The 14,667-nt window shown below is 44.9% G+C and carries 13 protein-coding genes; 5 read left to right on the forward strand and 8 right to left on the reverse strand.

Annotated elements, in window-relative coordinates:
• Positions 1-97: 97 nt before the first annotated feature.
• Both P2A85_RS28645 and P2A85_RS28650 read right to left on the reverse strand, forming a co-directional pair.
• A complete protein-coding gene (locus P2A85_RS28645; protein ID WP_377476851.1) occupies positions 98-1,510 on the reverse strand; it encodes a nicotinate phosphoribosyltransferase in 1,413 nt (470 codons plus the stop codon).
• Between the two features lie 189 nt (positions 1,511-1,699).
• Entirely contained in the window at positions 1,700-2,497 is a 798-nt protein-coding gene (locus P2A85_RS28650) for a hypothetical protein (protein ID WP_377476852.1), read from the reverse strand.
• Positions 2,498-2,580: 83 nt separating this feature from the next.
• Between P2A85_RS28650 and P2A85_RS28655 the strand changes: the two genes are divergently transcribed.
• Entirely contained in the window at positions 2,581-2,727 is a 147-nt protein-coding gene (locus P2A85_RS28655; RefSeq protein WP_340522099.1) for an isochorismate synthase, read from the forward strand.
• A 162-nt stretch (positions 2,728-2,889) separates the two neighbouring features.
• On the opposite strand, the gene P2A85_RS28660 is transcribed toward P2A85_RS28655, so the two are convergent.
• Positions 2,890-3,591, reverse strand: a complete 702-nt coding sequence (locus P2A85_RS28660; RefSeq protein ID WP_377476854.1) for a diacylglycerol/polyprenol kinase family protein — start codon at positions 3,589-3,591, stop codon at positions 2,890-2,892.
• Positions 3,592-3,729: 138 nt separating this feature from the next.
• On the opposite strand from P2A85_RS28660, the gene P2A85_RS28665 reads away from it, so the two are divergent.
• Positions 3,730-4,011: an antibiotic biosynthesis monooxygenase gene (locus P2A85_RS28665; RefSeq protein ID WP_377476855.1), complete on the forward strand. Its 282-nt coding sequence runs from the start codon at positions 3,730-3,732 to the stop codon at positions 4,009-4,011.
• A gap of 51 nt (positions 4,012-4,062) precedes the next feature.
• Here the strand turns inward: P2A85_RS28665 and P2A85_RS28670 are convergent, their stop codons facing one another.
• The 3 genes from P2A85_RS28670 to P2A85_RS28680 all read right to left on the reverse strand — a co-directional run bounded on the left by P2A85_RS28670 (position 4,063) and on the right by P2A85_RS28680 (position 5,974).
• Positions 4,063-4,329: a hypothetical protein gene (locus P2A85_RS28670; protein WP_341734872.1), complete on the reverse strand. Its 267-nt coding sequence runs from the start codon at positions 4,327-4,329 to the stop codon at positions 4,063-4,065.
• Between the two features lie 77 nt (positions 4,330-4,406).
• On the reverse strand, positions 4,407-5,366 hold the full coding sequence (locus P2A85_RS28675; protein WP_377476857.1) for a glycosyltransferase family 2 protein: 960 nt from the start codon (positions 5,364-5,366) through the stop codon (positions 4,407-4,409).
• A gap of 137 nt (positions 5,367-5,503) precedes the next feature.
• Positions 5,504-5,974 (reverse strand): tetratricopeptide repeat protein, encoded by a 471-nt coding sequence (locus P2A85_RS28680; RefSeq protein ID WP_377476858.1) that lies wholly within the window; start codon positions 5,972-5,974, stop codon positions 5,504-5,506.
• Between the two features lie 184 nt (positions 5,975-6,158).
• Between P2A85_RS28680 and P2A85_RS28685 the strand changes: the two genes are divergently transcribed.
• Positions 6,159-7,508, forward strand: coding sequence for a glycosyltransferase family 4 protein (locus P2A85_RS28685; protein WP_377476859.1), 1,350 nt, complete (start codon positions 6,159-6,161; stop codon positions 7,506-7,508).
• Positions 7,509-7,617: 109 nt separating this feature from the next.
• Positions 7,618-9,546, forward strand: coding sequence for a hypothetical protein (locus P2A85_RS28690; protein ID WP_377476860.1), 1,929 nt, complete (start codon positions 7,618-7,620; stop codon positions 9,544-9,546).
• 176 nt (positions 9,547-9,722) lie between these two features.
• Here P2A85_RS28690 and P2A85_RS28695 read toward each other — a convergent pair whose 3' ends face one another.
• A complete protein-coding gene (locus tag P2A85_RS28695; protein ID WP_341734867.1) occupies positions 9,723-9,869 on the reverse strand; it encodes a hypothetical protein in 147 nt (48 codons plus the stop codon).
• Positions 9,870-10,780: 911 nt separating this feature from the next.
• Here P2A85_RS28695 and P2A85_RS28700 point away from each other — a divergent pair.
• Entirely contained in the window at positions 10,781-11,353 is a 573-nt protein-coding gene (locus tag P2A85_RS28700) for a DUF4360 domain-containing protein (protein ID WP_340525307.1), read from the forward strand.
• A gap of 245 nt (positions 11,354-11,598) precedes the next feature.
• Here P2A85_RS28700 and mutS read toward each other — a convergent pair whose 3' ends face one another.
• Complete coding sequence (gene mutS / locus P2A85_RS28705) at positions 11,599-14,226, reverse strand: DNA mismatch repair protein MutS (RefSeq protein ID WP_377476863.1); 2,628 nt, start codon at positions 14,224-14,226, stop codon at positions 11,599-11,601.
• Positions 14,227-14,667: the final 441 nt, after the last annotated feature.

Genomic DNA, 14,667 nt, shown 5'->3' on the forward strand with positions numbered 1-14,667 from the left:
AATTGGGAATTGGGAATTGGGAATTGGGAATTGGGAATTGGGAATTGGGAATTGGGAATTGGGAATTGGGGATTTGTTATTTGTTATTTGTTATTGGTTATTTTTTATTGGTTATTTGTCGTGTTTGATTGGTGAGATTTTGCAAATCTGTAGAAATTTCTACAGGTGGCGAAATCGGGTTATTTAGTTGGCGACTTGCAGCGGGCAGACTGGCGACAGAAGCGGCTGTGCGTTTTGCGATCGCCTCTAAACTATCTTGACCATACAATCGTTTTCCTTCCTTGACAACCAACTTCATTAATGTTATATAAGCATCATAATTCTGAGGTTTTTCCTCAGACAATCCCAAACAATCTCCGAGAATTTGCCCATCTTTAATCTGTCTAAAAATTTGCTTCCGTCCCGGATATGTCACTTTGCCACTTGCCTCCTTCATCACTGGAATTCCGTCAATTTCCACCAATTTATAAACACCATTCACAGGGGAACCGCTGACCAACTTCGTTCCCAAACCGTATCCGTCAATGCAAGCGCCGGCATTTTTTAATTTAGCAATTTCCGCCTCGTCCAGATCGCCGCTGGCAATAATTGGAACTCCCCGCAGGATCGATCGCACTTCCCGCGACAATTTCACCAAATCCCCAGAATCCAGCCGCACCCCTTCTAACACTATTTCACCGCTGTTGACGCGATCGGCCAACAGGCGCGCCGCCGCTACAGTATCATAGGTATCGATTAACAACGGCGCACCGGGAAAATAGCGGTGAAACGCCGTAAACGCCTGCTCTTCACTGCCTTCGAGGGCACTTACAGCCATCACCAAAGCATGAGCCATTGTACCGACTGGTTTGCGGCCCAACCTCAAAGCAGCCAAAACATTAGAAGTCCCATCAATCCCCGCAGCCAGAGCCGCCCTAGCCGCCCACACAGCAGCTTGAGGGCCAAAAGCCCTGCGCGTCCCAAATTCCAGCAACTTAGCATCAGGGCCAGCCACATCGCGCAATCTGGCCGATCGCGTCGCAATCAAAGTTTGATAATTTATGACATTGAGCAAATAAGTTTCCACCAACTGAGCCTCCCACAGAGGAGCCTCGATTCGCAGCAATGGCTCATTGGCAAATACCGCCGTCCCCTCCGGCACCGCCCAGACATCGCCAGTAAAGCGGGCTGTGGCGAGTAGAGTCCAGAATCGATCGGGCGCATCAGCAAAAATCCCAGTGGACTGCAAAGCCGCTATTTGCGAGGCTGAAAACTGAAATTTCTCCAGATAATCGAGAACTTGAGCCAAGCCCATGGCGATCGCATAGCCAAAACCTTCTGGTAAGCGCCGCGCGAATAATTCAAAACTCGCGACTCGCCCGTCGATCCCTTCCCCGACGTAACAAGCCGTCATCGTTAGCTGGTAGAGGTCGGTCAGTAAGCTGTAATCTTCTGAGGAAAGACACAGTTCTTGGTCTTCTTGGATTTGGGCAAAACTTTGATGGTGCAAGCTTTCTGTGGCAGTTTTCATGGTAGAACCCCGGCAAACTCCTTTTGTTAATTATAGTAATAAATACCATATTTTATATAAATTTTTGATTAAGATTTTAAATTTAGGTCTGAAAATTTCCTTTTTATAACTCTGTAATGCCTAATTGCCTGTGGATTGACCGATGAGTGTTATGGTAAGATTAATAAAAATTATCCCGCAGTTTGTCAATTAGAGCCCAAAAACCGGGTTTTTGACCAAAAAACTGGGATGCCGACTTCTTCCTTCCGCCCAAGGAGGCGACTTCTTCCTTCCCCCCTTGGGGGGGGCTGGGGGGGGTTCTTCTTCCTTCCGCCCAAGGAGGCGACTTCTTCCTTCCCCCCTTGGGGGGGGCTGGGGGGGGTTCTTCTTCCTTCCGCCCAAGGAGGCGACTTCTTCCTTCCCCCCTTGGGGGGGGCTGGGGGGGGGTTCTTCTTCCTTCCGCCCAAGTAGGCGACTTCTTCCTTCCCCCCTTGGGGGGGCTGGGGGGGGTTCTTCTTCCTTCCGCCCAAGTAGGCGACTTCTTCCTTCCCCCCTTGGGGGGGGCTGGGGGGGGTTCTTCTTCCTTCCGCCCAAGTAGGCGACTTCTTCCTTCCCCCCTTGGGGGGGGCTGGGGGGGGGTTCTTCTTCCTTCCGCCCAAGGAGGCGACTTCTTCCTTCCCCCCTTGGGGGGGGCTGGGGGGGGTTCTTCTTCCTTCCGCCCAAGTAGGCGACTTCTTCCTTCCCCCCTTGGGGGGGCTGGGGGGGGTTCTTCTTCCTTCCGCCCAAGGAGGCGACTTCTTCCTTCCCCCCTTGGGGGGGGCTGGGGGGGGTTCTTCTTCCTTCCGCCCAAGTAGGCGACTTCTTCCTTCCCCCCTTGGGGGGGCTGGGGGGGGTTCTTCTTCCTTCCGCCCAAGTAGGCGACTTCTTCCTTCCCCCCTTGGGGGGGGCTGGGGGGGGTTCTTCTTCCTTCAGCTTGCTGCAATAGTTGCGGACTAATAAGTAATTCAAATAAATATTGCTAAAGCAATCCCCAGGCAAAAAATCAGAGTAATGTATAAAGTATCAGAACCCAGACGAGAGAGGCGAATTTTATGAATCTTTCTAAGTCTTTGACAAACGCAATGCGTTACGTTTCGGAAGCAGCTTTGCGACTTTTTAGCCCCAGCGATGACAACTATCCCAATAGTGGCGTTCAACCTTTTGAGGGTAAGTCTTCCAAAAGCTCTAAGCGGGAATAATCAACCGTCATTTAGGCAGTTTCCTTCGCGATCGGCAAAAACCCTCTGTGTAACGGCAGATAGGCGATCGCCTCACACAACTCCAACAACAACGGTAATTTTTAATCAATACATCCAGAACCCCGAATTATGTAAAAATTCGGGGTTCTAAGTAATGATTAATTACAAATTACCAATTACCCAAAACTGATTTAGAAAAAAGGCGATCGCAGCACTGCCGATCGGCACTGTCAAATTATCAATTCCCCACTTAGAAACCGACTCCAAACTAGCAGCAACCAAAGCCACAATCGCAGATACTGCCCAAGTTTGCCAAACATTACCTTGAACCACCAGCAAAATCAAACTGCTGACAACAAAACTCACCAAATACATCGTTGCAGAACCTTCCCAACTTTTCTTCATTCCCCAAACTCGATAAATATGTTGCCCATATTTCTGGCCAATGACAGCAGCCAATCCGTCCCCCCAAGTCATCACCAAAATGCCCAAAGCAGCATATTCCTGATGTTGCAGTGGCCAAAACCAAGCCACCAGAATGCTGATAGTAACAGCATAAAAAAAAGTACCCCAACTTTGCCGATTGATACTGTTGAGACTAGGTAAAATCGGCACTTGGTAGGAAATTAGGGCGATCGCTGCGGCTAAAATTCCCGCCGTTATTCCCACCCAACCAGGTATTTCCAGCCACCAAGCCAACAAAATCACATTCCCCGTACCGATGTGCACCACCTTCCGGGAAACTTCTGGATCGACGGAAGTAAAGCGATTTAACCCTTCAGCCACCAGTAAAATCAAGCCCAACCAAATCCCCACGAGGGAAATTTGCAGCCACACAGTCGGAATTTCAGCAACTATAGACACGATATTTAGGAAAAACTTAGATTGGGCACTGTGTACTACTTTAAACGTAAAACGCGGTATTAGATTCCCGACTTCTTTAAGTGCTTAAGTAGTCCCCCTCGTGGTAAAGTCTAGCTAGTCGATCGGGATGTGATTGCTATGCAGTATGTATTAATTATTCATGAAGTAGAAAACTATGAAGCTTGGAAATCTGTATTCGATCGTGCTGCAATTATCCGAAAAGAAGCTGGAGAGCGATCGTATCAAGTCTTGAAATATGAAAATAAACCCAACAAAATTGTTCATTTTTCCGCCTGGACATCAATCGTAGATGCTCGGGCATTTTTTGAGTCGCCTAAACTGGTTAAAATTAGAGAGGAAGCGGGAGTTAAAGCTCCTGAATTTATATATCTAGACCAATTAGAGTCTGGAGTCTTGTGAAAGAGTTTGCGATCGCCTTTGTAGAATGTCAAGCGATTTGATGTCTAATTATTACTGTCCGTTTCCCGCTGACAATGCTGTCACTATGGCTGCGACTGCGGGACTAAGGCTAGACAAAACAACGACGGAAGCAGTAGCAATAATAATAGTCGTAGCCATCCTCACCATACCATCAGTTCCTTTCTGATATGCGTCAAACTTGTATTCCAGGCGATCGACCTTCTGACCTAATTCTTCCCTGACCTTGCCTAATTCTTCCCTGAGCTGAATTAATGATTCTCTGATGTCATCATTGCTGGGATTTTCTGGTATCTGCATGGCGATTTCTCCTATTCAAACTACAGACCTTAGCTTTAGTCTATCAATATCATAACATAATTTCTTAATCTTAAAATTCAGAATTCAGCACTATTCACCAAATCTCGCACAGCAGCAAAAGCCCTTCCCCGCAACTTCATAGGCAACAGCGACAGCGCCAAACCAGCCCACATTTTAGCCTCAGAAACCGACTTCCCCGATCGCACCATCCCCCGCCCTTTCTCAGTTTCACCCACCTCAATCAGTCGCAAACCCAGCGCTAATTGAGTTTCTGCAATCCTTCTGAGCCTGACCGTTTCCAACTTGTCCTCATCAAACTCGTAACTGGTCAAATAGCGCAATTTATCAGTCAAATAGGGAATAGCCCGATCGCTCCCTTGCTGTTCGGCATGAAATCGATATTCCATCAAAAGTTCCGGCAAATAATAGCATTTTTTCCCAGCGATAGCAAGTCTGACAAACAAATCGTTATCTTCACAATTTTGCCAATTTGGCCGCAGAAATCCTACCTCTTCCAACGCAGTCCGGCGAAACAAAGTGGCCCCTATTTGCAAACTTTGTTTCACAAAAACTGTTGTCAGCAAATCTTCAATAATTCCCGCCGACAACGAACTGCGGCCCCATCTTTGCGAATTCAGTTTAGTCTGGATTTCATCAATGTGATTATTAATGTCAATCACCCAGTGATCCGTACTGACAAAATCAATGCTGGGGTCTTTATCTAAAATAGCAGATGTCCGTTCCAAAAATTGTGGACTCAGGCGATCGTCATCGTCAAATTTAATAAAATATTCACCCCGATGCGCCGCAAAGCCCGATCGCATATTATTGCTTTTACCAATATGATGCGGGTGACGAATGTAGCTAATCCCTTCATCTACAAATTCCGACATCAACAGCGCTGTGCTGTCAGTAGAACCATCATCGCAGACAATTAATTCAAAATCTGTATAAGTTTGAGCTAGCACGCTGGCGATCGCACCAGCCAGCAAATGCACTCGATTGTAAGTAGGAATACAAACGCTAATTTTGGGCACAAACTTATATAGCACAAGAGCGATGTGAAGAAGGAAAAAAGAAGCAATAAGGAAAATACAGCCACTGTCATAGTTTCAGTGATTCAGAATATCCTAACTGCCGAGAAGGTTGCTATCACATTTTAGGTGAATGTATTTTAACTCAAACGAGCCGTACATTCCAAAATTAACTTTTGATTGACCAACGCAAAAGGTTGAATTTCTAAAGCGCAACGAAAAGCTTGAATTGCATTTATGTATTCTCCCAAAGCAGCGTAGCACAAACCCCGCCCGTGCAAAGCTCCAAAATGAATTGGGTTGAGTTTGAGGACCGTGGAGCAGTCTTGGAGCGACTTTTTATAATTTCCTTGGGTATAGTGAAGTACGGCGCGCCGATTCCAAGCTTCCGCAAAATCAGGTTCTTGAGAAATCAGTTTGGTTAACAAATCTAAAGCGTGGCGAACATCACCCGCATCCAGGGAAACTTGCGATCGCCTGAGAATTTGCATCCCATACTCTCCCTTCTGGTGAAACCAACAGCGCCAGAGTTCTGTAGTCGCGCGATCGCGTACCCTTTCGTCGGAGTTTTTCAAATCTTCCAGCAGCGCCTTAACAGATAATTCGTCCATAGGTGCGAAAATTGTTAAACAGGTTTTATTAATCAATCTTATCGCTTGGCGGTAACTTTATTTATGAGTAGTGGATGCACTATCAACCCAAATAGCTGGTTCCTAGCCATCGTTATCCACCTAAAATGACATAGTTAGGCTCAGAAAACGGATTTTTGCCTAAGTCCTGTTTGTACAACATTCCATGCAGATTTTAATGCTTTCCTCCACTTTTCCCTATCCCCCAAGCCGCGGAGGAACTCAGGTAAGGACATTTCATTTATTAAAATATTTGAGCCGGCGGCATCATGTAATTCTCGGAACACTGCGATCGCCCGATGTCACCGATGCACAAATTCACCAATTGCGCCAGCAAGTTGCAGAATTAGCCGTTTTTCCCCACCCCCAAATACCCCCCCAACCCCCCCTTACCAAGGGGGGGCTAAGACTACCCCCCCGAAGCTGGGGGGGGACTGAGGGGGGATTCTATGCAATCGTGGGAAAACTAGGCAGATTTGCTGGATTTTTGCAATCCGGGACACCTCCCAATGTACTCTCAAGCTACTCGCCAGCCATGCAGAATTGGGTAGATGAGTTAGTCACAGCAGGGAAGTGCGATGCTATTACTTGCGAACACAGCGTTAACGAGATTTATGTCCGTCCACAGTGGCGACAAAAACTCCTGACAGTCGTCAATATTCACAGTTCAGTTTGGGGAACTTGTAAGCAAATTTTAGAAACAGGCACATCAGAAAACCCCCTGCGCGATCGACTTAATTTACCCCTCCTAGCCCGCTATGAAAAACGCTACTGTGCCAAATTCTCTCGCATTGTGGCGACCACATCCACAGACAAGCAACTACTTCTCCAATTGTTGTCCCCTAGAAACATGGAAAAAAGAATAGACTATTTCTCAATGCCAACCATTGAGGTAATTCCCAACGGAGTTGATTTAGTCGAATTTCCCCATCGGGCGATCGATCCGGGAGGACACACCTTAATCTTTGCAGGGGCGATGAACAATTTGCCCAACATAGACGCAGCCAGATTTTTGAGCTTGGAGATCTTACCAATCCTACAGCAACGCTATCCCGATACTACCCTCACCTTAGTCGGAACTTCCCCAGTACCCTCCGTCTTGGCTTTGGGGAAACTACCAGGAATTCAAGTTCTAGGCAGAGTCCAAAAGGTGGCAGAATATTTGCATCAGGCTACTGTTTGTGTAGTCCCGATGCGAATTGGTTTGGGGATAAAAAATAAAACTTTGGAGGCGATGGCTGCTGGAACACCCATTGTTGCAAGCGATCGAGGTTTGGAAGGTTTAGCCATCGGCGGTGAGTCACAACCGATCTTGGCCTTGCGCGCTAATGAAGTTCAGGAGTATGTTGAAGCGATTAGCACTTTGTTTGAAAATCCACACCTAAGACACGAATTGTCTCAAAATGAAAATCCACACCTAAGACACGAATTGTCTCAAAATGCCCGATCGCACATCGAAACCCAATACACCTGGGATACCATAGGTCGGCAATACGATCGACTATTAGACATCTAGCAAAAAGCCTGTTCTTAATAGACTGTAAGACCTATTCCACAATAATTATCGGCAATGTCTATGGCAATTTTAAGCATAAATTCTAAAATCTAAATCCTAAAATTTCACGATGGAACACAAAATTAACCCCTCCAAAAATCGAGCCAAACCCCCAGAAAATGCCAAAGTTCCCCCCACCAGACGCCGCCGCCAAGCCCGACGCACCCAAAATTCTCCAGAATCTCCATCTAAAACCCCCAAATCAAAAACTCCTACCCCAACATCCGTCGCCAGATATCCCTGGAAAAGACTGATCGCTAATTTCACAGCCCTCAGCGTGTTGTGTGGCTTCGCTGCTTTGATGGGCGGGGGCGCATGGCTGAGTTATCAACTGATTGTCGATCCCAACGGTAACAAATGGATCGCTAAATTTGTGCCGGAATGGTCCCGGCTTCCCCTCGCCACCAGAGATTCGATTCAAACTCTGGATCAAATTCAAGCTAGCATCCGTAAATTGGGATTTGTCACCGGAGAACCTCTGCCACTTCCTATCGATAACTCCACAGATCCTTCTATTTCTGATTTACTTTTACCTGTGATGGTGGAAAGGACTGTTAACGCCACAACATCCTGCAAAAATCCTTGTCGTCAAATTGTCGAACTTCGGGTATACAAGCGCGTGCAACTTCCCGATCGAGATTCAGATAAAGTCGAGTATTTTCAACTAACCAGTTCCGTAAATGTAGAAGGTCCAGCAGAATCTTTTGTACTCGCTTCTTTAGCTGACTCCAAGTCAGATACTCTTGGCTCGAATCAGTCTCTACCTTTAACCGAACTGCGCCGATTTAATGGCAAAGCACCGACTTCGGGAATTTGGTTTAATGTCAGCGGTCAATTAGTACGGGGCGATAAAAAACTTCCCTACGGACAGGTGGTTCGCTACAACCCCAGCCAAAATCATTTAATCTCGCTCTTGGAATGGGTGAGTGCCGCCGGACAACCGCCCAATTGGCAGCAAATTGTTAAGGGTTCGTCTCCACAATTGGCGATCGATCAAACAGTTGGTTTGGAACCCCAATTTACTCTTTATCAAATTGGCCCGCGCAAATTTGTCCCGAATCCTGTTCAGTTAAACCCGATTTCTTTGGAAGAATTTGCTTTAAATGACGAAACCTACAAAAATGGTTTGCGACTTGCCAAAAGTGGTCTGTGGTCTCCAGCTTTAAATGTGATGCGTATTGCTAAGGGAAAAGCCGGTGCTAATTGGCCGACTCTGGCCCAAGCTCAGCTAGATACTATCGAATTTCATGCTAAAATTACTAAGGCTCAGGCGATCGCCTCTTGGGCCAGTCCCGGTCAACAAGTTCTCGCAGAGTTGATAGACGGTCGCTGGAGAGAAGCTTTGCAGGTATTTGAAGCCGATCCTAGCAACAGTCACGAAATTGCCAAAACCCTCAAAAATGACAATGGCAAACTCTTGAATCGCGTAGACGCAGCCTTGAGAGTGAATTCTAGTGATGGAGATGTCAAAGCTTGGGGCGCACTCATTATCGCCGCTCAAGATGGGACTCGCGAGGCCATGAATTGGCTCGATCAACAATCAGATACCGACAGCGAAACTAGGAACCGTATTCGGAATTTAGTCAATAAACTTGACGAATCAGTTTCCCTAGCTGAAAGTTTAGAACAGCACAAAAGTCAAATTATGGGTTCGGCTACTTTACTTAGCACTATTAATCCCAATGAATGGATGGAACCAGAACCTAAAAATCAGTTAAAATTGACAGAAAAACAAGTTTGGTATCAGGTACAGGTCGCCAGTTTCTACGACGGGAACCGCTGGGTTAATTCGCCCTTTTTGGATATGGAACTGAAATCTTTTCCTGCTACTCAAGTCAAGTGGTTGTGGGGTAGGCTCGGCTTACTCGCCGATCCGAAAATTAAAATTGAGGTGGCGATGAATAACGGTGTACAAAGAGTCGCTTTGGGAACGGTGAAAGCTGTGCAGCTTCAAGACGGAAATCTACGGTTGCTTGCCGCAGTTGAGAAGGGTTCTTAACCAATGAAAAATCGCAGACAGAAGCTAGAAGGTAGAAGGCAGAAGCCAGAAGCCAGAAGTATCAATTCTCCCCCTCTCCCACTCTTCCACTCTCCCCTTCCCTTCTGGGACAACAACACAAACAACTATTTTCTTAACTCAATTTACAAAACTCGCACACAAAAGCCCCTGAACTCTTAGCTTTCGCTCTTTTTAGAGAGTGCTGCAATCATCTGGCGTTTGACGGCTTTAGCCCAAAGCTCAAACTCTAAACTGTTCGTGGTTTTAATTTTAACTTGCTCAACAGGCTGAGGTGGGGCTTTTTTTTCTACGGTAGTATCCATGTTTTTTTTCCTCGTCCAGAAAATGTTAGTAGTCGATCGTCAATGGTTAGGATCGTATCTCTATTCTATTAACTAATTGCAGGAATTACTTCTATTAAATACATATAATTTTATCACAAAATGCAGTAAATACATCTAGAGAATGCAATTTACGAATCTAACTTTAAAACTTCCTGCAATCTCTGCCTACCATAGGTTTTAGCTGATGTTTGATGATGACAATTTAGGTTCTAAAATATTATCAAACCAAGACTTATGTTAATCTACTGATAGTTAAATGAATGTATTTGTGTATACAGCAGATAATCATTTTTTAACCAGTCATAAAATATGCACAAGCAAAAAAACAAGCTCGTCAATTAATTGGTCTGGCTTTAATACTAGAGGATTTTTGATTATTAATATTTAGCAACATTTAATTTTAAGTTTACAAAAAATATTACCGCCAACCCCAGACTCCACAACAAGAGAATTCTGTGCTTCCTAGGCGATCGCCTCCGTCTCCTATTCCCAGTAGAATCCAGCCCTATTCCTCTCAAAAATTGTCAGAAAATTTCCCCCGCTCAAAGACAGACTCAACACTCAGAAAGTTCTCTGCTTCCTAGGTTCTTGTTTTCCAGGAAAAGTAGACCTTTTGTCTGGAATCTTCCGGAACTTTATTTAGATGAAATGAATCTTAGAAAGTATCAGCAAAGAATAAATATTTATTGAGCGACCGCACTCATCCAAAAACCACTGAGCAAGGTAAGATCGAATAGCTCAGTAGATAGACGTTCTGAACTTTTGAGTTCACAAGAAAAAACTTGTAATCTCCTCATGAAACAGGGTTTACCTAAATTTTGATTCATCAATCAAACGGAGTGTTTTTCACACCCAAATTAATAGATCAAAATTGATCTAGGAGAAATTCCATGAAGTTTTTAAAACTCTTACTGGCCACCACATTAATGTCTGCTTCCATTAGCTCCGCCTTGGCCCAGGAAAAAGTGCAAATCTTAGGTGCAAGCTATGGTGGTAGTGGTTGTCCCGACAGATCCGCCAGTGTCAGTGTCAGCCCCGATGGTCAAGAACTAACCATTCTATTTGATAAGTTTGTAGCCCAGGGAAATGTCTCAGCAGAAAAACGCAAAAGCTGCAATCTCAGTATTCCCATCAAAGTACCTCAAGGTTTCCAAATTTCTCTCTACGATGCTGATTATCGTGGTTATATCGCACCAAAAACTAGCGCCAACTTAAGAGCAGAATACTTTTTTGCAGGCAGCCGAGGCCCAATTTTTTCCCGGAATTTTAACGGGGAAACGAACTATAACGTTCGAGATAGCTTAGCCACTGTAGCAGATGTTTGGTCTCGTTGTGGTGACAGCATCAACATGAGAGTCAATGCTGCGATGACTGCCAGTGGTGCTGGTACGGCCACCGTTGACTCCTTCGATCTGGCTCACCGTGGTTTGGTTTATCACATCAAATATCGCACCTGTCGCTAGATATTTCCAGCATCCCATTTTTGCAAATATATCCGTAGCGGCAAAGCATTCCGGTAGATAATTTATTAGTTATAAGCAGAGACTTACTGCCGGAATGCGAGATCCCCTCCAAAATTGGGATGGACCCTCGATTATTGCCTGACGGTGCAACCGAAATTTAGATCAGACTTTGATTATTTTGATTTAAACAGGTTTTTATCCTCTGACGCACCCTACTTGTTTACAAACAAGTTTTAGGTAAAATCTCAAGTATCAAAAATATCCAATTGTTCGCTATCAGCCTCTTCTTTTCCCTCTTTTTTAACTCCTTTCCGCAGCCCTATAGCAATTTTACTATGTTTCTCAATCTGCTTCATCACCTGTCTTGCTCTCTCAATTACCGAGGTTGGTAAACCAGCTAATCTCCCCGCTTCAATCCCATAAGACTTATCAGCACCTCCAGGCTGAACTTGGTGCAAAAATACTATTTGATCGGGCAATTCCTTGACAGTAACTTGATAATTTGCTACATTATTTAAAATAGAAGCTAACTCATTCAATTCGTGATAGTGCGTTGCAAAAATTGTTCTAGCTCGAATTTCGCTTGCTAAATATTCGGCCACAGACCAAGCAATCGAAAGTCCGTCAAAAGTCGCTGTTCCCCTCCCAATTTCATCTAACAAAACCAATGATTTTGGTGTCGCATGGTTGAGAATATTTGCCGTTTCATTCATTTCTACCATAAAGGTAGACTGACCTGTTGCCAAATCATCCACCGCGCCGACGCGGGTAAAAATGCGATCGCAAATTCCCAAAGTAGCAGCCTTCGCCGGCACAAAACTCCCCATCTGCGCCATCAACTGAATCAAACCCACCTGCCGCAAATAACAACTTTTGCCACTAGCATTCGGTCCAGTTAAAATAATTAAATCTGGTCTATTTAGCGCTGCTTCCCGACCCAAAAAAGCCGAATTAGGTACGAAAAAGCCCGGAGGTAAAGACTTTTCGACCACCGGATGACAACCTTCAATAATTTTAATTTCCCGACTTTCAACCATATTTGGACGACAGTAATTCTGATAAACAGCTACTTCTGCCAAACCACACAAAACGTCGGCCGCGGCCACGGCGCGGGAAACATTGCGAATAATTTCGGCGTGTTCTCCTACCTCGGCGCGCACTTGAGCAAAAATATCATATTCTAGTTGATTTAAATCTTCCCGCGCTGTCAGAATTCGTACTTCTCTTTGTTTTAATTCTTCTGTGCTGTAGCGTTCTTCATTAGTGAGAGTTTGTTTGCGCGTGTAGTCATTTGGTACTTGGTCTACTTTCGATTTTGTAATGCTGATATAATACCCGAAAGCTTTATTGTAACCTACTTTTAAATTAGAAATTCCCGTGCGTTTTCTTTCATTTGCCTCTAAATGAGCAATCCACTCCTGATCGGCTGATGCAGTTTGCCGCATTTCATCTAGTAGAGAATTAATCCCAGAACGAATTAACCCTCCTTCTTTTAAATGAATGGGTGGTTCGTCAACTAAATGAGCGTGAATTTTAGTTGCTAATTCTGCTAAAATTGGCGGCACATTTTGCAGTGCTTTCAGATAGGGCGATCGACCTTGGGCTGCGATCGCACCTAATTCCGGCAATTTTGCCAAAGAATCACCTAAAGCGACTAAATCTCGCGGGCTAGCTGTTCCAGAACCAGCGCGGCCAGTCAGTCTTTCTATGTCGTACATTTGGCGTAATAACTGCTGCAAATCTTGGCGCAGGTAGTTATCTTCTACTAATTCTTGAATCGTGTCATGTCGCGCGCAAATGCCTTTAATATTCAGTAAAGGTTGCAGCACCCACCGCCGTAAAGCCCGACCTCCCATTGCAGTGCTAGTTTTGTCTATCGCCCACAGCAAAGAACCATGAAAAACCCCATCTCTCACAGTTTGAGTAATTTCGAGATTGCGACGGGTTTGATAGTCTAGTGTGAGAAAATCCGTGATAGTATAAGTGTGTAATACTTGCAAAGGGACTGCATTTCCTTTTTGAGTTTCTTCGAGATATTGCAGTAAACCCCCGGCGGCGCGCACTGCTAGGGCAAGCTGTCCACACCCCATACCTTCGAGCGATCGCACTTTGAACTTTTGCAGGATTCTCTGTTTAGCTTCTCCCAAAGTAAAGGGAATTTGCGATCGCAAAGAATAGCAAAATGAACTCGGTAAACACTCTGGCAAACCATCGGATTTTTCTCCTGGTCTCAACATAGTCACCAAATCGGGAGCATTAGTTGGTACTAGCACTTCCGACGGTTGCAAACGCAATAATTCTAGATTTAATTGTTCTAAACTATCTGCCTGTGTAGTCAGAAATTCTCCCGTTGAAATATCTGTATAAGCCAATCCCCAATGGGTTCCAGCTATAACGATTGCTGCTAAAAAGTTATTTTGTCTGGCTTTGAGCATTCCGTCATCAGTCAAAGTTCCGGGAGTCAGAATTCTGGTAATTTCGCGCTTGACTTGACGGCCTTCTCTAGCTGCGATCGCTGCATCTTCTACTTGGTCACAAACTACTACAGCATAGCCTTTTTCTACTAACATTGATGTGTAGCGATCGAGTGCATGGTGTGGCACTCCTGTCATCGGCACTCGTCCAATTTCCTTGCCGCTTTCTTTGCTAGTACAAACCAGCTCTAATTCCCGCGAAATCGTCACTGCATCTTGGAAAAAGCACTCAAAAAAATCTCCGACTCGAAATAATAAAAGTGCGTGGGGATATTGTTCTTTGACTTCCACATACCGCTGCATCATCGGTGTCAGCTTATTAAACTCTAGTAAGCGGTAGTCGGCATTACGAATATTTGCTTGATTGGGGTCTGTTGGGGTAGATGCAGTGTAAGGCATAAAAGGCGATCGATAAACTTTAATCTTTCACAACTTTAGCGCAAGCTCGGCATTTAAGCAGCACTTGCGATCCAAAACCCGCCCCGCCTCGAATCTCGATCGACCAGCCCGGACTTGAGAAGTTTGAGGCTGCAACTTACTCAGTAGACTTAATGAGCTGGTCTGTAGTCGTAAGATGCCGTACACATCCCACCTTACTACTATAGATAAGCTGAGGTGTATGTAGATTTTATACTCAAGTTTGATGAATTTCTTGTGCTGTCACTACTCCTAGCGATTTTGACCTACTCGTGGGCGAAGCCAGCACGAAGTGTTTATTTACTTCCTGGATGGTTCGAGATTTGAGGTTGAACGGCGCAAATATAATTTAGAGAGGAGGAATTTTACTGTAAATTTTAACTTCTTGCATAGCATAAGTCCTGACTCTAAAAAAAGTAATTG

It is taken from the genome of Microcoleus anatoxicus (assembly GCF_042465725.1).
In the GTDB taxonomy this organism is placed as follows: Bacteria; Cyanobacteriota; Cyanobacteriia; order Cyanobacteriales; family Microcoleaceae; genus Microcoleus; species Microcoleus anatoxicus.